Here is an 18,802-nt window from a genome sequence, read left to right as displayed (position 1 = left end):
CGGAGCGCCAGCGTCGAGCGGGCGCGGCGGACGAGGCGCTTGTCTCCGGCGGCACAGTGGGCGAGAGGACGGCCACCCCCATGCTGTACGAACGCGACAACATCCACCGCCTCACGCCCTACACGCCCGGCGAGCAGCCGCAGCGGGCCGACGTGGTCAAGCTCAACACCAACGAGAACCCGTACCCGCCGCCGGGCGCCGTGCTCGAGGCGATCCGGGGCGTCTCGGCCGATCAGCTCCGCCGGTACCCGCCGCCCCGGGCGCAGCAGTTCCGCGAGACAGCCGCGCGGCTCCACGGGCTGTCGCCCGATCAGGTGATCGCCACGAACGGCGGCGACGAGCTGCTGCGCATGGCGGTGACGGTGTTCTGCGAGCCCGGCGGCCGCGGCATCGGCGAGACGTACCCGACCTACTCGCTCTACGACGTCCTCGCGGAGATCCACGGCACGACGGTCACCCAGGTCCCCCTCGACGACGACTGGTCGGTCCCGGAGGATTTCGCGAGCCGCCTGAACGACAGCGGCTGCCGGCTCGCGCTCCTCGTCAACCCGCACGCGCCGTCCGGGCGGCACGAGCCCCTCGACAAGCTCGAGCAGGTGGCGCGCGCGTTCCGCGGCGTGCTCCTGATCGACGAGGCCTACGTCGACTTCGCGGAGGCCGACGCGACGCCGCTGCTCGACCCGGCGCGCGGGCTCGACAACGTGCTGCTGCTGCGGACGCTGAGCAAAGGGTACTCGCTCGCGGGGCTCCGGTTCGGCTACGGGCTGGGGCACCCGCGGCTCATCGAGACGCTCGACAAGGCGCGCGACAGCTACAACACGGATATCCTCTCGCAGGCAGCGGCCACCGCGGCGCTCTCCGCGCGGGACGAGGCGCGGAGGAGCTGGGAGAAGGTGATCGCGGAGCGAGCCCGGCTGACGGCGGCGCTCCGGCAGCGGGGGTTCACGGTGGCGCCGAGCCAGAGCAACTTCGTCCTCGCGACGCCGCCGGAAGGTGGGCTGTCGGCGCAGGCGCTTTACCGGGCGCTCTACGACCGGGCGATCTTCGTGCGCTACTGGGATGCGCCGCGGCTCCACGACAAGCTGCGGATCACGGTGGGCACGCCGGAGCAGAACGACGCGCTGCTCGGGGCGATCACCGAGGTGTCCCGGGCTCCTGCGAGGGTGTAGATAGAGAGAGAAAGAGAGATTTCACCGCCAAGGACGCCAAGAGAGAGATAGAGAGCTCGGCCCGAGAAGAGGCCAGAGAGCGCAGTAGCTCCGCCGAATCATTGTCTTGTCTCTTCTCTCTTGGCGCTCTTGGCGTCTTGGCGGTCAATCTCCCTTCCTTTCCCAGCCGCTCGCCGCCAGGCGGGCTCGGCCCCGGGAGCACCGGCTAGCAGCTCGCCTGCGCGGACGCACGCGCCGCCAGGCGCCTTCACGCGAACAGCCCCTTAGACCTCCCCCGCTGTCCGATCCGTGCGCAAGTGTACGATCCTTGCGCAGCGCCTGGCCTCCATGGCCCGCGCTCAGGCGGGCGGCGTCGGTGGCCTCGACTGTGCATCGCCGTGCGACGGACAGCACGCCCGCAGGGTCGGGTGGTCCAGCTTCATCTTTCACGGCTTCATTTCTTCAAAGAGGAGATCGCTTCATGCGTCACCAGAGCAGCTGGTCATCGTGCCACGTCCTGTCGCGCCTTCTTCGCGGCAGCGTCCCCTGTCTTTCCCTGGCGCTCGCGACGGCGTGCGGCGCTGGCTCCGGCGGAGACAGCCCGGTCGACTCGCTGAGCTCCAGCGCGATCGATGCGGGGTTCACGCTGGCGTGCTCGCAGCTGACGATCGATCGGGGCAGCATCGGAGCAGGGCAGACAGCGGCAGCGCTCTCGGCGCGCGAGCTCACCGGAGAGCAGGACGACTGGAGCAAGTACGTCGAGTTCTCGCCGGGCACGTCCGCCACGTGCGACTACGCGCTCCCGGCCGGGGTATCCGCAGGTGACCTGTCGTCGCTCTCCGTCGACGTGAGCTACCGCGGCCCGCGGAAGTCCGAGATGCGCTGGACCCTTGAAGCATGGGACGCTGACGCCAGCGCGTGGGCGCCGATCGGCGACAACGCGTTCGCCGCCTCGTGGTCCTGGTCGAGCGCGACGCTCCCGCTTCCGGCTCCGTACAGCCGGTTCGCCCCCGGCGGGCGGATCAAGATCCGGTACTCGACGCAGAGCCGCGCCGACGCCTCGCTGCTCGACCAGCTCGCCCTCACTGGCAGTGTCAGCACCAGCGGCAGCGATGCCGGCTCCGGCGGCGCTGGCGGCGCTGGCGGCAGCGGCGGCGCCGGCGGCGCCGGCGGCAGCGGCAGTGGCAGTGGCAGCGGCAGTGGCAGCACAGGTGTCCCCGCCGGCACCTGCGGGTTCAGCGGCGCCACCGTGGAGCGCTCCTATACCCCCGGGCTGTTCGCCGCGGGCGCGGATCCTTCCGGCGACGCCGAGTGCCGGGGCGTGCTCAACCCCGAGCGAGGCGTCTTCCATTTCAGGGACCTCCGCAGCCTCGGCTCGCTCTCTGGCCTCCGCGACGAGGGTTACACGCTGATCTACGGCCAGGTGCTCATCGACGACTACCGCACGCGGGACATCGATCAGGCCCTCATCGACCAGCTCAACGCGAGCTTCTCCGCCGCGCGCTCGGCGGGGCTGAAGGTGCTGCCCCGCTTCTACTACGCGGCGGAGGGCTCCGCGCCGGACGCGCCGCTCAGCCGCGTGCTGGCCCACATCGACCAGCTCAAGCCCGTGCTCGAGGAGAACGCCGACGTCATCGCCGTGCTGCACCCCGGATTCGTCGGCGCCTGGGGTGAGTGGCACTCGTCGACCAACAACCTCACCAGCCCGGACAGCCGCAAGCAGATCTTCGACGCGCTGCTCGAGGCGCTCCCGGCCGACCGGATGATCCTCGCGCGCCGCCCCTCGCACAAGCTCGAGGCCTATGGCGGCCCTCTGACCGAGGAGACGGCGTTCTCCGGAGCGCCGCTCTCGCGCGTCGGCCACCTGAACGACTGCTTCCTCGCGAGCGACGACGACGTCGGCACCTACCAGCTCCCCGGCGAGAAGGCGTATGCCGCCGCGGACTCCGCGTTCACGCCCGTCGGCGGCGAGACGTGCGGCCAGAGCCCGCCGCGCAGCCAGTGCGCCTCGGCGCTCTCCGAGCTCGCCACGCACCACTGGAGCTTCATCAACACCGACTACCACCCTGACGTGATCGCGGACTGGAGGTCCGAGGGCTGCTTCGAGACCATCGCCTGCCGCCTCGGATACCGCTTCGCCGTGATGGGGCACGAGTCCCCCGAGCAGGTCGCGCGCGGGGAGTCGCTGTCGCTCCGGCTGCGGGTGTTCAACGACGGGTATGCCCGGGCCTACAACCCGCGCCCGGTCTACCTCGTGCTCCAGCAGGGCGCCACGCGGCGCGTCGTCGCGGTAGACGCCGATCCGCGGCGCTGGGCGCCGGGCGAGGAGAGCGAGCTCTGCCTCGGAGCGCAGCTCCCGACCGACCTCCCCCCGGGCACCTACCAGCTCGGCCTGTGGCTCCCGGACGGGTCCGAGCGCCTGCGCGACGACCCGCGCTACGCGATCCGGCTGTCGAGCGGCGCGACGTGGGACAGCGAAAGCGGCGTCAACCTGCTCGACGCCACGGTCCGGGTGGTCGAGTGACCCTGCTGCGATAGAAAGTGCGTAGCGTCTTTGGCCGCAGCGTCGTGGCCGGGGCGCCGGCGGCGCTCAGGCGGCGCTGCCGGCGAGCAGCGCCTCCAGCCGGTTGCCGGCCGCGCGGCGCGCGAGCACCTGCAGGACCTTCTCGACGAGCACCCCGCCCGCCTCCGCGGCGGGCAGCCCGCCGGCGTGGATGTTGGAGACCACCGTGTACTCGAAGCCGATCGCGGGGTTGCCGCTGAAGGCGGCGGCGGCCTCCTGGTCCACGCCGGGCGTGAGGCGGTAGGCCAGATACGCCGAGAGGCTGCGCGAGGCGAGCTCGCCGCTGCCCGGGCGCTCGCCGAGCAGCATGACGACCAGCCGCGCCCCGAGCCGCTCGGCGACGGCCTCGGCGAGCTTCACCCGGCCGTACCGCGCGAGCAGCGGCTGGCCGACGGTCACGCCGCGCGCCCCGAGGCCGTCCAGCAGCACCGGGAGCAGGTCCGGGACGTTGTGGTGGACCGCCTCGGCGCTCAGGCCGTCGGACACGACGATCTGCACCTGCGCCTCCTCCGGCGCGAGCCGGGCGGCGCCCTCCGCGGAGAGGCGCGCGCCCGCGTCGGCGGAGCCGAGGTGCTCGGCCTTGCTGGCCGCCGTCGTGGTGATGACCCGGAACGCGGCGACGCTGGTGAGCTCGTCCTCGCGCAGCTCGCTGGCGAGGGCCCCGCGCGCGACGGCCTCGTCGGCGCGGCTCCGGCGGCTCACCGCGTTCGTCGGGCGCGGGCCGGCGGTGGCAAAGCCGTAGGCGGCCGGCGTGGCCGCGAGGAGCTCGGCCAGCTCGGCCGCGTCCGGGCAGAACTGACGCACGTCGCCGAAGCGCGGCCCGCGGGTGATCGCGCCCGCCTTGCCCTCGCCGTGCCCTTCGCTCTCCCCGTCCCCGACCCCGACGCGCTCCCCCTCCCCGACGCGCTCCCCCTCCCCGACGCGCTCCCCCTCCCCCGCGCGCGCCAGGATGCCCCGCGCGAGCGCCCACGCCAGGAACTCTCCGCCGGGCTCGCGGCCGTGGATCTCCCGCAAGGTCTGCACGTCGTGCCCGCTTGTATCGAAATAGGCGAGCATGCGATCGGTGTTGAGACAGACATCCATGTAGTAGTTGGCGCCCGCGGCGGTGAGGAGCTGCGTCGCCATCTGCTGGCCCTCCAGCGTGACGTGGGCGTGGAGCGTGTAGCAGGGGGCCATGCCCATGGGCACGCCGAGGAGCTTGCCCATGAAGTGGTCCTGGAGGTTCGCGAGGATCATCTCGCGATCGTCGAGGTGCGTCTCCGGTCCGATGAACCCGGTGACGTTGTTGAGCATGAACGGGTCCCAGCGGCGGGCGAGGCCGTAACAGAGCGCCTCGGCCGTGGCCATGTCGATGCCGTCGTGCTTGCCGTACGTGAGCTCGCTGCCCTGCCCGGTCTCGAAGTACATGAACTGCTCGGCCTCGCCCGCGAGCGGGCCGCGCGCGGCCATGCGGCGGTAGCCCTCGTCGATGAGGCCCACGGTGATGTCGAACTCGCTGAAGCACGCCTCGGTGCCGGCCAGGCTCTGGAAGAGGATCTCCACGGGCGCGCCCTGGTCGAGCGCGGCGAGCTGCACCTTGAGGTGCGACAGGCAGCAGATCTGCGTGGGGACGCCGGTCGCGCGGCGGATGCGGTCGAGGTGGCGGAGGATCGCGGCGGTGGTCTCCACCGTGCCGGCCGCGGGGTTGACGCCGAGCAGCGCGTCGCCGGCGCCGAGGGACAGGCCCCAGTAGAGCAGCAGGGTGATGCCGCGCAGATCGTCGGTCGGGTGGTTCGGCTGCAGGCGCGAGGCGAGCGTGCCGGGGGCGCCGAGCACCGTGCGCGCTCGCGTCGGACGGCTGATCTTGCGGGCGAGATAGACCAGCTCGTGCACGTCGCAGAGCTTGGCGAGCGCCGCGGCCATGACCCCGGTGAGCGCGCGGCCGAGGCGCGCCACCTCGGGGCCCGGCGCGCGGAGCAGGTGATCCTTGAGCTCACCGAGGCGCAGCGAGGCGATCCTGGCGAAGGCGTCCCGGTCGATGTCGTAGTTGACGCGCATCACCGCGTCGACCTCGCCCCGCTCGTCGGTGAGCGGGTGATCGTGGAGGTGCTCGAGGGTCAGCTCGCCGAGCAGCCCCCGCGCGGCCTCCCGCGCCGCCTCGTCGGGCGCCGCGAGGCCGGCCAGCCGGTCGCCGGCCTTGCTGGCGTCAGCGGCGCCGAGGAGCCGCTTCAGGCCGCGGAACGACGCGTCGTGGCCCGGCAGGCGGGCCGCGTACGCGGCGTCGGGACGGGGGCGAGGGACCTCGATCCGGTCGAGCGGGGTCAATTCCTTCACGGCGCGCTCCTCCCTGCACAGGACATCCCCTGAGGGACATCACGGACGTCATGCCTTGAACAGAACAGGACAGGACATCCCCTCGAGGGCCAAGGAATCCCCTTATTTTCAGCCATCTTCAGCGGAGAAATCGAACAGGGAGGCGGGGAGACAGGGAGTATTTGAATTTTTCCTCCCCGCCTCCCCGCCTCCCTGTGAATTTTCCGAAGAATTCGAGGAGATGCCTCAGCCCCCGAGGGGCATCACGGATGTCATGCCACAGGACTCACGGTCTCATGCCATGGAACGTCACGGTGTCATGCCATGGAACGACACCGGCAGGATCTGATCGCGCATGCGGCCGAGCTGGACGAACCGGGCGCCGCGCGCCTGCACCTCGTCGATGACGAGGAGGTCGACGGGCAGCGCGCCCCAGCCGGTCACGTAGCCCCCGAGCGCCTTGCCGGCGTTCTGCGCGGTGAGGAGCACGAGGGGATGATCCGGTATCGGCCCGGCCCGTCGCAGCGCGCCGGCGAGGCGCTCGCCGAGGAGCCGCACGGCGGGGGCCGAAACGTCGTCCAGGGCGATCTCCAGGCAGCAGCCGCGGTGGCTACGGCGGAAGAGGTCCACGGCGTGATCGAGCTCGGCCTCGGCGGAGGCCGACGAGAGCCGCGCCAGGATGGGCAGGTCGCGCAGCGGCAGCCGCTCGGGGCGCGGCAGGAACAGCGTCGCGCCGGAGAGCTGGGTGGCGTGGCGCAGGAGGCCGTACGCCGTCGCCCGGCCCATGCTGGCGGGCGTCGCCACGCGCGCGCAGAGCCGCGGCGAGGCCAGGATCGCGCGGGCGAGATCCACGCCGAGATCGCCGTGGTGCGCGGGCTCCGGCAGCGGGCGCCCGGCCAGGCCGGCGTAGATCAGCTCCCCCACGCCGCCGGAGAAGGTGAGCGTCGGCGCCGCTGTCCCCTCGGGCAGCGCGAAGGGCACCTGCACGTGGCGCGCGGCCGCGGGCGCGGCGAATGCCTCGGCGCGCCCCGCGATCGCCGCCTCGAGCAGCTCGACGTGGAAGGCGACCACCGCCTCGGCCTCGGCCTGGGAGAGCGCGTCGCCCGGGCCTCGGCGGATCCCGAGGTGGTCGAAGGCGGCCTGGGCCTCGGGCGAGAGCGACACGATGCGACGCGAGCGCGGGTCGAGCGCGATGTGGCGCGCGCCCACGAGGAGGCAGCCGGTGCGCAGCACCTCGCCGGCCAGGCCGAGCGCGAGGTTGGTGGTGCCGCCGCCGATATCGAGGTTGATGAGGGGCTCGCCGGGCCGCGCGCGCGACAGCGGGGCGGCGCTGCCCATGAAGGCCACCCACGACTCGAGACAGGGATCCTCGGCCACGGCGAGCAGCGCCTCGCCGACGCGCGCGCGGATCAGCGCCGCGAGCGCGTCGGCGTTCCGCCGGCGCGCGGCGAGGCCGGTGATGATCGCCCCGCCGCCGAAGAGCTCCCCGGGCTCCACGCCGGCCTCGGTGATCCAGCGATCGAGGAGCGCCGCCGCGGCGTCGAGGTCGAGGGCGTCGCCGGCGAGGGGCGTGAGCGCCATCTCCGATCGGTAGCGCTCCTCCAGCGCGCCGAGCTCCACCCGGCCGGTGCCCGCGGCGCGCGTGAGCGTCGCCGAGGCGGCCACGGCGCAGCTCGTGGTCGAGCCGAAATCCAGGCCCAGCAGCGCGACCTGCGGGCCCATCACGGGACGATCCTGCTCACGACATCCGCTCGAACGCGCCCTGCAGGGCGGCTTGCCCGCCGCGCTCGATGATGTCTCCGTGCGCCACCACGACGCGCTCCGGCGCCCACGCGATCATCTGCTTCACCGCCGCGCCCACCGCGGCGCGATCGCGCATCATCGAGCGCGCGACGCGCGACGGCCCGAACCGCCCGTAAGCCCCGTTCAGGCGCATGAAGAGGCGCGTCGGGAGGTGCTCGCTCTGCGTGATGTGAAAGCAGAGATCCCAGAGAAAGAGGGTCTTCGAGGGCCGGTGGAAGAAGGCGACCTCGTCGAGCCTGGGCATCCCGCCGACCGCCACCTGGTCGATCTCCGCGGCCCAGAGCGGGTCCGGCGCGCCGTCGAGCGCGCCGGTGATCGCCACGTCAGGGCGCTTCTTTTCGAGCCCCCGGGGCCCGTACACCCGCGCCCCCGGGAACAGCCGCGCCGCCGGCGCGAGGCCGAGGTGGTGCATCAGGTTCGGCGCCACGATCGCGCGCACCTCCCCGAGCGCGCGGATCTCGTCCGCCGCCTGCTCCACGCCGGGGAGCGGCGAGAACAGGACCAGCCCGCCGTCCCCCAGGCGCACGACCGGAGACCGCACCGGGAAGCGAATGCCTGCCAGCTTCAACGTATCTTCCGCAGCCCAGAGGGCTTGATCGAGTTGTCGCAGCATGCTCCAATTGGTAAACCAGCTTGACCATTTAGTCAAGCTGCTTGACCATCATGACGAAGCACGACCTCGACCCCAGGGACGTCGCCGAGCTCGAGCGGCGCAAGCGCGTGAGCCTCGGCCAGCTCCTCCTCCGCTCGGCGCGGCTGCTCGACGAGCGGGCGGTGGCGCGCGTCGCCGGGCGTGGCGCGCCCGGGGTGCGCCGGGCGCACACAGCGCTCATGCCGTACATCGATCTCGAGGGCACGCGGCTGACGGACCTGGCGGAGCGCGCGCGGGTGACGAAGCAGGCGGTGGGTCAGGTCGTCGAGGAGCTGGAGGCGATGGGCGTCGTGGAGAGGACGCCGGATCCGGACGACCGGCGGGCGAAGCGGGTGCGCTTCACGCCGCGCGGGCTCAAGGCGCTCCTCCACGGGCTCGGGGTGCTGCAGGAGCTCGAGGAGGAGCTCACGCGGTCGCTGGGCCAGAAGCAGATGGCCTCGCTGAAGAAGGGGCTCACCGCGCTGCTCGCGGCGCTGGAGGCGCTGGAGGCGGAGGAACCGCCGCCGTCGCCGGAGCCGTCGCCGGAGCGCCGGTGAGCGACGTCGCCGTGGCGCTCCGGTGTGCGCCGGCGCGGTGGTGCTCGAGGCCCAGCGCGTGGGGCAAGAGCCGCGCGATGTTGCGCGCGTCGTCGATGGCGCGGTGCTGCGTCCCCTGGAACGAGAGGCCGAGGCGGCGCAGGGCCTGCCCCACGCCGGGCTCGCGCTCCTCGCCGAGGCGGCGGGCGAAGGCCCGCTTGAGGTTGAGGTGATCGCGGCCGAGGGGCAGCGTCACCCCGTGGCGGCGGGCGTCGCGCTCGAGCTGCCGCCTGTCGTAGTCGCCCCAGGAGCAGAAGAGCGCCTGCTTGCCGCGCACCAGCTCCTTGAGCCGCGCGACGGCCGAGGGGAGGCGCGGCGCGGCGTCGACGTCGGCCTGGCGGATGCTCGTCAGCCGCATGCAGAACGGCGTCAGGCGCGGGTGGCGGACGGGGCGCACGAAGCACTGGAGCTCCGCGGCGGGCCGCAGGGTCGCGGCGTCGACGAGCACGGCGCCGACCTCGATGATCTCCATCTCGTCCCGGGAAAACGCGGGGTCGTCGCTGCAGGTCGCCTCGAGATCAATGACCAGGTAGTGGGTGGGGGAAGACATCGGCTTTCTCCTTGAATTCGTTGCCGGTAATCTGGGGCCGCGATGGCCCGAGGACCCGGACACGATTCCGGACACGCCGCTTCCACGGGGTCGCCCGCGGGCTTTTCCTGGGAGGATCACGTGGCGTGGCTCGTCGCCGAGCACGGTTCGCTCGCCGCGGTGGCCCAGAAGGTCGCGCACCTCGCGACCACCACGGACGACGTCATGTCGATCGAGCGGGCGCTGCGCCGGCTGCGGCGGCGGGGAAACCTGGACGGGGGGGACTGGGGACGGAGGTTGCTTTACGTCTTCGGGCTCCCGAGGAGCGTGGAAGAGGGCTTGAAGTGGATGGGGGTCTATCACAGCCGCTTCGCCGATCTGCCGCTCCCGCTCTGCCTCGCGCAGCTGCGGCTCTGGGATCGGCCGCCGGTGAGCGCGTCGCGGGCGCGGGTGTGGATCGCGCTCGGGTTCGCCAGCGCGGCGCTCCGCCAGAGGGACCTGGGCGGGGCCGAGGCCGCGCTCGGGCAGGCGCGCGTCGCGGGCGCGGCGAGCGCCGCGGCGCGGATCGAGGTGGCGTTGCTGGAGGCCTTTCTCGGCAGCCGGCGCGGGGAGCGAGAGCGGGCGCGGGGCCGGCTCGAGGAGGCCGGGCGGCACCTCGCCGAGGAGGGGCTTTCGAGCGAGGAGCGGGCGTGCCTGCACGCGCGCTGGATCGATCAGCGCGCCTTCCAGCTCAACCACCCTCCGCCGGGGGAGGAGCCGGACTGGGGCGGCGCGCTCGCGCTCTACGCGTCGATCTCCGCCGAGGACATTCACCCCTTCGTCAGCTACCGGCGCGACGCTGGCCTGGCCTACGGTCGATGGAAGCTGGGCGACCGCGCGGCGGCGATCGTGCTCGCCGAGGCGGCGTGCCGTCACGCGGGCGACAGCGGGTTCATCCGGTTGCGGGCGATGGCGCTGCTCCTGCTCGCGCGCATCCTGGGTGACGAGGAGGGCGCCGCGGCGCGGGCGAGGGCGATCCAGATCGCGCGGCGGCTCGAGGACGAGGAGCTCCTCTGGCGGGGAGCGCGGCTCGCGGCACGCTGACGCAGCGCGCGTTCGTCTGTCGCCGGGGCCATCTGGGCGCCCGCGATACGACCCGCTGCGTCAGGAGAGCACGTCGGCAGCGCTCATTGCCCCGAGGACGTTGCCGACCCACCGATCGAGGGTCGCGGGGTCCGAGCACGTCTGGATGCGGTCGCGATCGTCGTTGGTCAGCGCGATGCCTGCCTGCGCAAGCAGCCGGAGCAAAGTGTCTCGCTTGGCGCGCCGAGCGCGGCCTGGACCACGGCGAGGCCGTTCGGGCCATTGCCGTGAGACGCGGCGGAGAGAATGTTGTGCTCGAGCGTCGGCATCGGCAGCACGCTAGTGCGCACCAGGGCCGGTGGGCAAACGATGCGCAGGCATTCACATCACTTGTTTCATCGAGTGATTCAGCGGAATGATCCACGGTTCGACCGCGTAAGCATCCGTCTTCTTCACGTGACGTGCGACAGCCTGCTCACGTGGCGTTCTACCGTGAAGCCCCACCCATCATGTCCTCGCGCCGGACGACCGCGCGGTCCGCCATGCGGTCTCGCTGCGCAGCGAGGCGAGCATCCCTCGCGACGGGGTCTTCCCCTGGAGCCGCCGCCGCGATAGGACATCGCCGTGACACGCACGATCGCACGGTGGGCCCCCCTCCTCGTCCTCGCAGCGCTAGCCTCCGGATGCGCCCCGGCGCCAGCCCCTGCGGCTCCGTCGCCCGACGAGGGCGCCGCCAGGCAGGCGGCCAGCGTCGCCCTCACCGCCCTCTCGCACCGCAAGTTCGATGTCCACGGCTGCGCCGCCGCCGAGGCGCGCCTCGTGCAGGAGGCCGAGGCGCGCGCGGGCACGCCCCAGAGCGAGCGGTGCGCCATCCTCGTCGCGCGCCAGAGCGACAGGACATGGCTCGTCGTCGTTCGCTCCTCGCTCTCCTCGAGCTCCGTCGGCGCGCAGGCGCTCGTGACCGTCCTCCCCGAAGCCGAGGGCGTCAGCGCCGTCGAGTACGCGCGTTGACCGCGCACGCGCGTCGACCAGCGCCGCCAGGCGCTCACCTCGCCCGCGCGACGATGAACGACCTCCGGAACGGAAACGGCGTCTTCCCGTCCGCCGCCTTCGGGTAAGCCGCGGCCACCCGCCGCCCATACTCGTCCAGGAACTCGGCCTGCTCGTCGTCATCGAGCGCCGCGAGCAGCGGCCGGAGCGCCGTCCCCTTGGTCCACTCGACGACCGGCCTCTCGCCCTCGAGGATGTGCAGGTACTCCGTCTCCCAGATCTCGACCTCTGCCGCGTGCGGCGCCAGCACGCCGTAGTACACCCGGGGCTCCGCGACCGGGCTCTCCCTCACGACCGCCGCCAGCTTGTCGCGGAAGCGCGGCAGTCGGCTCGCCTCGACCATGGCCGTGTGCGACGGCGCTCCGTGGTTCCTCGGCATCTGCACCGCCAGCACGCCGCCCCGCGCGAGGCGCCCGAGGAGCGCCGGGAACAGCGCCGGGTGGTCGTCCAGCCAGTGGAGCGCGGCGTTGCTGAAGATCAGCGCCGGCGGCGCGGCCGGCGCGAAGCGCGCGATATCCCCCTCGATGAACCGCGCCCCCGGCAGCGCGGCGCGCGCCTTGGCCAGCATCTCCGGAGAGCTGTCGATCCCCACGATCCCCCGCCCCGGGAAGCGCTGCGCCACGAGACGGGTGATGTTGCCGGCCCCGCACCCGAGATCCACGATCTCGCCCGGTCCCGTGAGCGCGATCCGGCCGAGCAGGTCGATCGCCGGACGCGCCCTGTGGTCCTCGAACTTCAGATACTGAGCAGGATCCCAGTCGGCCATCGCTTCCTCTCCTCCGCGCGCAGCATAGCAGCAAGCGAGCTGCGCGGGGCGATCTGCCACAGCGCCTGCAAACTCGCCACGGCGCCGCCAAGGCCGGCGCGCGCCCGCGCTGCGCCGCGGCGCGCGGCATGTGCGTTGCTCGGGCGGGCCGCGGGGCTCGCGCGGCTTGTCTCCAGCGCGGTTCGGGTACACAGCTGCCGGCCGACGTCACTCATCGCACCGATCCACGGAGATCTCTTGAACGCCCAAGCCACGAACCGTCCACCGCCACCGCGCTCTCGTCCAAGACCGACGCTCGTCCTGACGCTCGCGGCGCTCGCCGCGGCGCCCGGCTGCTTCAGCGCCCGGTCGTCCTCGGGCGGCGGCGAGACGACCCCGCCGGCCCCGGCCCGGCTGATCCGCACGTCGGACATCGCGCTGCCCGATGGCTACGTCATCGAGGTGGTCGCGACGGGGCTCAACTTCCCGACGGGCGTCACGTTCGACGACGCCGGGCAGGTCTATGTCACCGAGTCCGGCTACTCCTACGGCGAGGTGTTCACCACGCCGAGGCTCCTCCGGGTCGAGCCGGGCGGCCGCACGACCGTCGTCGCGACGGGCAAGAACCCGCCGTGGACCGGGGTCACCTGGGCCGACGGCGCCTTCATCGTCTCGGAGGGCGGCGTGACCGAGGGCGGCCGGATCATCCGGATCGCGCCCGGCGGCCAGAAACAGACCCTCGTCGCGGGGCTCCCGAGCTTCGGTGACCACCACACGAACGGGCCTGTCGTCGGGCCGGACGGCTTCATCTACTTCGGCCAGGGCACGGCCACGAACAGCGGTGTCGTCGGGGAGGACAACTACAAGTTCGGCTGGCTCAAGCGACACCCCGAGTTCCACGACGTCCCCTGCAAGGACGTGACGCTGACGGGCGCCGCGCTCACGACGTCGAACCCGCTCACGCCGCAGGACAAGGACGACAAGGCCACGACAGGCGCGTTCGTCCCGTTCGGCACGCAGACGCAGAAGGGGCAGGTCATCCCGGGCAAGGTGCCTTGCAGCGGCGCGGTCATGCGCGTGCCGGTGCGCGGCGGCACGCTCAACCTCGTCGCCTGGGGGTTCCGCAACCCGTTCGGCCTCGCTTTCTCGCCGGACGGCAAGCTCTTCGTCACCGACAACGGCTATGACGATCGCGGCAGCCGCCCGGTCTGGGGCAACGCCGACTACCTCTGGGCCGTGACGCCCGGCGCCTGGTACGGCTGGCCCGATTTCGCCGACGGCCGCCCGGTCGCGCAAGACCGCTATGCGCCGACAGGCGGGCCGACGCCCCCCGCCCTCCTCGAGACGCCCCCGAATCGACCGCCGCAGCCGGTCGCGCTCTTCGCGGTGCACAGCTCGTCGAACGGGATCGACATCTCGCGCGACCCGTCGTTCGGCCACGTCGGCGACGCGTTCGTGGCGCAGTTCGGCGATCAGGCGCCCGACGTCGGCAAGGTCCTGCACCCCGTCGGCTTCAAGGTCGTCCGGGTCGACCTGAAGACCGGCGTCATCCGCGATTTCGCGGTCAACCGCGGCAAGGACAACGGCCCGGCCTCGCACCTGAAGGCCGGCGGCCTGGAGCGGCCCATCAGCGTGCGCTTCGACCGCGCGGGGAAGTCGCTCTATGTCGTCGATTTCGGCGTCATGCTCATGGATGAGCGCGGCGCCAAGCCGAAGCAGGGCACGGGCGCGCTCTTCCGCATCACCCGCGCGGCGTCCGCAGGCTGAAGGAGGTGGCGATCATGATCCTACGCGCTGTCCTTTGCGGTCTCCTCGCCGCCTCCCTCGGCCTCGCGGCCGGCTGCGGCTCCTCCCGCAGGAGCGAGCCGATCCTCGGGCCGCCCCCGCTCGACGAGGCGCCCGAGCGGCGGGGCGAGGTGGTGTTCATGAAGCAGTGCAACCAGTGCCACCCGGGCGGGGCAGGCGGGCTCGGTCCGGGGCTCAACAACAAGCCCGCGCCCGCCGCGGCCATCCGGCTGCAGATCCGGAGCGGGCTCGGGGCCATGCCGGCCTTCTCGGAGAAGGAGATCTCCGACGCCGACGTGGACGCGGTCATCGACTACATGATGTCGATCAGGACCTACGAGAAGGACGATTGAGCGGACGGCCGGGGCACGGCCCGGCGCGCAGCGCGACGCGGCTGGCAGACACGCCACCTCGGAGCAGCGGAATCACACGCCAGGTAGATCGGCAAGCACAGGAGAGGACCCGGGTCATGGCATCCATTCGCGGCGTAATTTTCGATGTCGACGGCACGCTGATCGACAGCAACGACGCGCACGCGCGCGCCTGGGTCGATGCGCTGGAGGAGTTCGGGCACAAGGTCCAGTTCGAGGAGGTGCGGCGGCGCATCGGGATGGGCGGCGACAAGCTCCTGCCCGAGGTGACGGGGATATCGATCGAGAGCCCGGAAGGGAAGAAGATGAGCGCGCGCTGCTCGGAGATCTTCATGAAGCAGCTATTGCCCGAGCTCCGCGCCTTCCCGGGCACGAAGGAGCTCCTGGAGGAGCTCCACCGCCGCGGCATCAAGATCGTCATCGCGAGCTCGGCCCAGAAGGAGAAGCTCCGCGAGCTCCTCAAGCTGACCGGCGCCGACGGGGTCATCGAGAGCGCCACGTCGTCGAGCGACGCCGAGAAGTCCAAGCCGGATCCGGACATCGTGGAGGCGGCGCTCGGCAACCTCGAGCTGCCGCACAGTGAGGTCGTGATGATCGGCGACACGCCGTACGACGTCGAGGCCGCTGCCAGGGCCGGCCTGCGCACGATCGGCTTCCGCTCGGGCGGCTGGACCGACAGCGGGCTCAAAGGCGCCATCGCAGTCTACGACGGCCCGGCCGATCTGCTGGCGCACCTCGACACGTCGCCGCTCGTCGAGGGAGCGGAGGGCGCGAGCACCGCGCCCCAGGCCGAGAAGACACCGCAGCAGCGATACGTCTAGGCAAGCAGGCGAGCACGCGAGCGGCCGCCGCGCTGGGCCGAGCGCGCGGCGGGACGACAGGCGGAGGCTTGCCCCGGGGCGCGCGGCGCTCAACGTCCGCGCGCATGAACCCGTCCATCGATATCGGCGATCGTCAAGAACCGGAGATCAGCCAGAACGACGAGTCGAACGACACCAGCACGTCGTCGGCGAGGCCGAGCTCGCGTGCGTCGTGTGCAGCGTGGACCAGCTCGCGCGGCTCGAGGCGGCGCTGCCGCGGTGCCCCTCGGTGCGGGGCATCGTCGTCATGGACCTCGCGGATGGCGATCGCCGCGGACAGGACGAGCTCGAGCGGGCGAGAAGGTCCCTGCGAGCGCTGGAGTCGGGAGGCCGGCGCCTCGCCGTGCGGACCCTGCGCGAGGTGGAGAGCCTCGGCCGGCAGGAGGGCATCGTGCCGAAGGTGCTGCCGGAGCAGCGGGGAGAGCGCGATCCCTTGATGACGCTCCTGTACACGTCCGGGAGCACCGGCTCTCCCAAGGGCGCCATGGTCCATGAGAGCCTCTGGTGCCGTTACTGGCAGCTCGGGTTCACAGGAAGCCAGGATCCGCGCCTGGAGGTCCTGCCGCACGTGGGGTTCAACTACAGCCCGATGAACCATCTCATCGGACGCAGCCAGGTCGGCCGCTCCCTCATGCGCGGCGGGCTCACGCACTTCCTGTTGAAGAGCGACATGTCCACCCTCTTCGAGGACATCCGCCTGGCCAGGCCCACCACGCTGTTCCTCGTGCCGCGCATCGCGGAGATGATCCACCAGCAGTTCCAGGCCGAGCTCTTGAAGCGATCTCGAGGGCAGGGCGACCAGGCCGCGCGGCGGCGGATCGAGGGCGAGCTCATGGCGGAGATGCGCGCGTCGTTGCTCGGCGATCGCCTGGTCCTCGCGACCGTCGCCTCGGCGCCGACGCCGCCCGAGATCCTCTCGTTCCTGAAGCGCTGCTTCGAGGTGCCCATCTTCGATGGGTACGGCTCCACCGAGGCCTCCGGCCTCACGTTCGATAACCGAGTGGATCGGGAGGTCGTGACCGCGTTCAAACTGGTCGACGTGCCGGAGCTCGGTTATCGCGCCACGGACCAGCCGTACCCGCGCGGCGAGCTGCATGTCCGAACGCGCCTGATGGTGCCCGGCTATTACAAGAACGAGCGGGCCACGGCGGAGCTCTTCGACGACGAGGGGCTCATGAACACCGGCGATATCGTCGAGCAGCGCGGGCCCGACACCCTCGTCTGGATCGATCGCGCGCGGAACGTCATCAAGCTGTCGCAGGGGGAGTTCGTCGCCACCTCGCGGCTCGAGGTCCTCTACAGCGGGGGCAGCCCCTTCATCCAGCAGGTCTATCTGTACGGCAACAGCGCCCGCTCGTACCTCCTGTCCGTCGTCGTGCCCGACCTGCCGGAGGCCTCCGCCCACCTGCGGCAGCGCGGCTCGGAGCCCGACGACGCGCCCCTCAAGCAGCTCCTCCGCGAGGAGATCGACCGCGTCGCCCGGGAGCACCAGCTCCGCGGCTACGAGATCCCGCGCGACTTCCTGGTCGAGGCCGCCCCGTTCACCCGGGAGAACGGCCTGCTCACGGAGACGCAAAAGCTGGCCCGCGCCCGGCTCAAGGCGAGGTACGGCGCGCGCCTGGAGGAGCTCTACGCGGCCATCGAGCGCGCCCAGGTCGAGGAGCTCCACGGGCTCCGCGCGCAGGGCGGGGCGGGGCCGGCGTCCGCCGCTCGGGTCGTGAAGCGGGCCCTGGAGGCCGCGCTCGGGCTCGCCGACGTCGCGCCGCGGAGCGCCCAGAGCTTCGCGCAGCTCGGCGGAGACTCGCTCAGCGCCGTCCGCCTCAGCCGCGTCATCGAGGAGATCTGCGGGGTGACCGTGCCGGTAGGGCTCGTGCTCAACCCGACGAGCAGCGTCGGCGCGATCGTCGACCACCTCGAGCGCGCCCTCTCGGGCGGCTCCCCCCGGCGCACCGCGACGTTCGACGCCGTGCACGGCGCCGGCGCGCAGGTCGTCCGGGCCGCGGACCTGCGGATCGACCGGTTCCTCGGCCCGGACGAGCTCGAGGCCGCGGCGCGCGGGGCGCCGGCCTCGGCCCTGCCGGCGCGCGCCAGGGTGGCGCTCCTGACCGGCGCCAACGGGTTCCTCGGCCGGTTCCTCGCGCTGGAGCTCCTCCAGCGGCTGCCCGAGGAGGGCCGGCTCTACTGCGTCGTGCGCTCGGCGGACGACGCCCTCGCCTTCGATCGGCTCCGCGCGTCCTACGGGACCGATCCCGCCCTCCTGGACCGGTTCGACGCGCTGTCGGCGCACGGCCGGCTTGTCGTGCTCGCCGGCGACCTCATGAGGCCGGGGTTCGGCCTCCCGGACGACATGGTCGCGCACCTCTGCGCCGAGGTCGACTGCGTCGTGCACAACGGCGCCCTCGTGAACCACGCCCTGAGCTACCCGCAGCTCTTCGAGCCGAACGTCCTCGGCACGGTGGAGGCGATCCGCTTCGCCCTCGCGCGCCGCATCAAGTCGATGAATTACGTGTCGACGATCAGCGCGGTCAGCGGCCTCGACCGGAGCGGCCCCATCCTCGAGGACGAGGACGTGCGGGCGCTCTGGCCGGAGCGCGCCATCGACGCCGGCTATGCCGCCGGGTACGCGACGAGCAAGTGGGCGAGCGAGGTGCTGCTGCGCGACGCCCGCGACACGCTCGGCGTCCCGGTCAACGTCTATCGCCCGAGCAGCATCATGGCGCACAGCCGGTATCGCGGGCAGATCAACGTCCCCGACTTCTTCACGCGGCTCCTGTACGGCATCCTCTACACGGCGCTCGCCCCGAGATCGTTTTACGAGGGTGTCCGCCCGGACCACGCCGGCCACTACGACGGCCTCCCCGTGGAGATCATGGCGCGGAGCATCGCCGCGGTCGCGATCGATCGCCAGCGCGGGCCGACCGACGAGGCCGATGAGGGGCAGCGTGCGCCCCACGCCACATACCATGTCGTGAATCCCCACTGGGACGACGGGATCTCGCTCGACGTCATCGTCGCGTGGGTCAGGTCGTCGGGTTACCGCGTCGACCGCGTCGACGACTACGCGGCATGGTACGCGGCGTTCCGCGACCGGCTGATGCAGCTCGACGAGCGTCGCAGGCACCTCTCGCCGCTCGCGATCCTCCATGCGTGGGAGCGCCCGGCGCGCGCCGACGGAGAGGTGTTCGACGCGCAGCGCCTCGTCACCCGGCTCGGGCAGCTCGCCGCGCGGGAGGGGACGGCCGATCTCGCGGCCCTGCCGCACGTGACCGAGCAGCTCATTCACAAGTACCTGGACGACATGGTCGCCCTGGAGCTGATCGGGCCCGCCGCCGTGCGCGCGGCGTCCTGACGCCGCACGGCAGCCGCG

15 protein-coding genes are annotated in these 18,802 nt (G+C 72.2%); 9 read left to right on the top strand and 6 right to left on the bottom strand.

Annotation, left to right across the window (positions count from 1 at the left end):
* The first annotated feature begins 80 nt into the window (after positions 1-80).
* Together hisC and WME89_RS51610 are read left to right on the top strand one after the other, a co-directional pair.
* The gene (gene hisC, locus WME89_RS51615) at positions 81-1,169 is read left to right on the top strand and encodes a histidinol-phosphate transaminase (RefSeq protein WP_438006850.1); all 1,089 of its coding nucleotides are present in this window, start codon (positions 81-83) and stop codon (positions 1,167-1,169) included.
* Between the two features lie 460 nt (positions 1,170-1,629).
* Complete coding sequence (locus tag WME89_RS51610; RefSeq protein ID WP_438006849.1) at positions 1,630-3,672, top strand: DUF4832 domain-containing protein; 2,043 nt, start codon at positions 1,630-1,632, stop codon at positions 3,670-3,672.
* Positions 3,673-3,738: 66 nt separating this feature from the next.
* Here the strand turns inward: WME89_RS51610 and eutB are convergent, their stop codons facing one another.
* The 3 genes from eutB to WME89_RS51595 all read right to left on the bottom strand — a co-directional run bounded on the left by eutB (position 3,739) and on the right by WME89_RS51595 (position 8,419).
* Entirely contained in the window at positions 3,739-6,024 is a 2,286-nt protein-coding gene (gene eutB, locus WME89_RS51605) for an ethanolamine ammonia-lyase subunit EutB (protein ID WP_438006848.1), read from the bottom strand.
* Between the two features lie 288 nt (positions 6,025-6,312).
* Positions 6,313-7,725 carry an ethanolamine ammonia-lyase reactivating factor EutA gene (locus tag WME89_RS51600; protein WP_438012078.1) on the bottom strand — a complete coding sequence of 471 codons (1,413 nt, stop codon included), beginning with the start codon at positions 7,723-7,725 and terminating at the stop codon, positions 6,313-6,315.
* Between the two features lie 16 nt (positions 7,726-7,741).
* Positions 7,742-8,419 (bottom strand): DUF4336 domain-containing protein, encoded by a 678-nt coding sequence (locus WME89_RS51595; protein WP_438006847.1) that lies wholly within the window; start codon positions 8,417-8,419, stop codon positions 7,742-7,744.
* A gap of 50 nt (positions 8,420-8,469) precedes the next feature.
* Here WME89_RS51595 and WME89_RS51590 point away from each other — a divergent pair, with 50 nt between their 5' ends.
* Positions 8,470-8,994: a MarR family winged helix-turn-helix transcriptional regulator gene (locus WME89_RS51590; protein ID WP_438006846.1), complete on the top strand. Its 525-nt coding sequence runs from the start codon at positions 8,470-8,472 to the stop codon at positions 8,992-8,994.
* Here the strand turns inward: WME89_RS51590 and WME89_RS51585 are convergent.
* Positions 8,912-9,583 carry an exonuclease domain-containing protein gene (locus tag WME89_RS51585; RefSeq protein ID WP_438006845.1) on the bottom strand — a complete coding sequence of 224 codons (672 nt, stop codon included), beginning with the start codon at positions 9,581-9,583 and terminating at the stop codon, positions 8,912-8,914. The two genes, WME89_RS51590 and WME89_RS51585, sit on opposite strands and share 83 nt — an antisense overlap.
* Before the next feature lie 120 nt (positions 9,584-9,703).
* On the opposite strand from WME89_RS51585, the gene WME89_RS51580 reads away from it, so the two are divergent.
* The gene (locus WME89_RS51580; RefSeq protein ID WP_438006844.1) at positions 9,704-10,645 is read left to right on the top strand and encodes a hypothetical protein; all 942 of its coding nucleotides are present in this window, start codon (positions 9,704-9,706) and stop codon (positions 10,643-10,645) included.
* A gap of 60 nt (positions 10,646-10,705) precedes the next feature.
* Here WME89_RS51580 and WME89_RS51575 read toward each other — a convergent pair whose 3' ends face one another.
* Positions 10,706-10,849, bottom strand: coding sequence for a hypothetical protein (locus tag WME89_RS51575; protein ID WP_438006843.1), 144 nt, complete (start codon positions 10,847-10,849; stop codon positions 10,706-10,708).
* 399 nt (positions 10,850-11,248) lie between these two features.
* Here WME89_RS51575 and WME89_RS51570 point away from each other — a divergent pair, with 399 nt between their 5' ends.
* On the top strand, positions 11,249-11,635 hold the full coding sequence (locus WME89_RS51570) for a hypothetical protein (protein ID WP_437655799.1): 387 nt from the start codon (positions 11,249-11,251) through the stop codon (positions 11,633-11,635).
* 34 nt (positions 11,636-11,669) lie between these two features.
* Here WME89_RS51570 and tam read toward each other — a convergent pair whose 3' ends face one another.
* Positions 11,670-12,440 carry a trans-aconitate 2-methyltransferase gene (gene tam / locus WME89_RS51565; protein WP_438006842.1) on the bottom strand — a complete coding sequence of 257 codons (771 nt, stop codon included), beginning with the start codon at positions 12,438-12,440 and terminating at the stop codon, positions 11,670-11,672.
* Positions 12,441-12,677: 237 nt separating this feature from the next.
* Between tam and WME89_RS51560 the strand changes: the two genes are divergently transcribed.
* The 4 genes from WME89_RS51560 (at position 12,678) to WME89_RS51545 (ending at position 18,784) form a co-directional block, all read left to right on the top strand.
* A complete protein-coding gene (locus tag WME89_RS51560; RefSeq protein WP_438006841.1) occupies positions 12,678-14,186 on the top strand; it encodes a PQQ-dependent sugar dehydrogenase in 1,509 nt (502 codons plus the stop codon).
* 14 nt (positions 14,187-14,200) lie between these two features.
* Positions 14,201-14,557 carry a c-type cytochrome gene (locus tag WME89_RS51555; protein ID WP_438006840.1) on the top strand — a complete coding sequence of 119 codons (357 nt, stop codon included), beginning with the start codon at positions 14,201-14,203 and terminating at the stop codon, positions 14,555-14,557.
* 116 nt (positions 14,558-14,673) lie between these two features.
* Positions 14,674-15,396, top strand: coding sequence for an HAD family hydrolase (locus WME89_RS51550; RefSeq protein WP_438006839.1), 723 nt, complete (start codon positions 14,674-14,676; stop codon positions 15,394-15,396).
* A complete protein-coding gene (locus tag WME89_RS51545; RefSeq protein ID WP_438012077.1) occupies positions 15,296-18,784 on the top strand; it encodes a thioester reductase domain-containing protein in 3,489 nt (1,162 codons plus the stop codon). Before WME89_RS51550 ends, WME89_RS51545 begins: the two co-directional genes overlap by 101 nt.
* Positions 18,785-18,802: the final 18 nt, after the last annotated feature.

The sequence above is a fragment of the Sorangium sp. So ce321 genome (genome assembly GCF_051530195.1).
GTDB lineage: Bacteria > Myxococcota_A > Polyangia > Polyangiales > Polyangiaceae > Sorangium.
This window is presented reverse-complemented; position numbering and strand designations above follow the sequence as displayed.

Bases quoted from the DNA above. Each gene is read 5' to 3' on its own strand.
- hisC (WP_438006850.1), top strand. From the start codon at position 81: ATGCTGTACGAACGCGACAACATCCACCGCCTCACGCCCTACACGCCC.
- WME89_RS51610 (WP_438006849.1), top strand. From the start codon at position 1,630: ATGCGTCACCAGAGCAGCTGGTCATCGTGCCACGTCCTGTCGCGCCTT.
- WME89_RS51600 (WP_438012078.1), bottom strand. From the start codon at position 7,725: ATGGGCCCGCAGGTCGCGCTGCTGGGCCTGGATTTCGGCTCGACCACG.
- WME89_RS51595 (WP_438006847.1), bottom strand. From the start codon at position 8,419: ATGCTGCGACAACTCGATCAAGCCCTCTGGGCTGCGGAAGATACGTTG.
- WME89_RS51590 (WP_438006846.1), top strand. From the start codon at position 8,470: ATGACGAAGCACGACCTCGACCCCAGGGACGTCGCCGAGCTCGAGCGG.
- WME89_RS51585 (WP_438006845.1), bottom strand. From the start codon at position 9,583: ATGTCTTCCCCCACCCACTACCTGGTCATTGATCTCGAGGCGACCTGC.
- tam (WP_438006842.1), bottom strand. From the start codon at position 12,440: ATGGCCGACTGGGATCCTGCTCAGTATCTGAAGTTCGAGGACCACAGG.
- WME89_RS51555 (WP_438006840.1), top strand. From the start codon at position 14,201: ATGATCCTACGCGCTGTCCTTTGCGGTCTCCTCGCCGCCTCCCTCGGC.
- WME89_RS51550 (WP_438006839.1), top strand. From the start codon at position 14,674: ATGGCATCCATTCGCGGCGTAATTTTCGATGTCGACGGCACGCTGATC.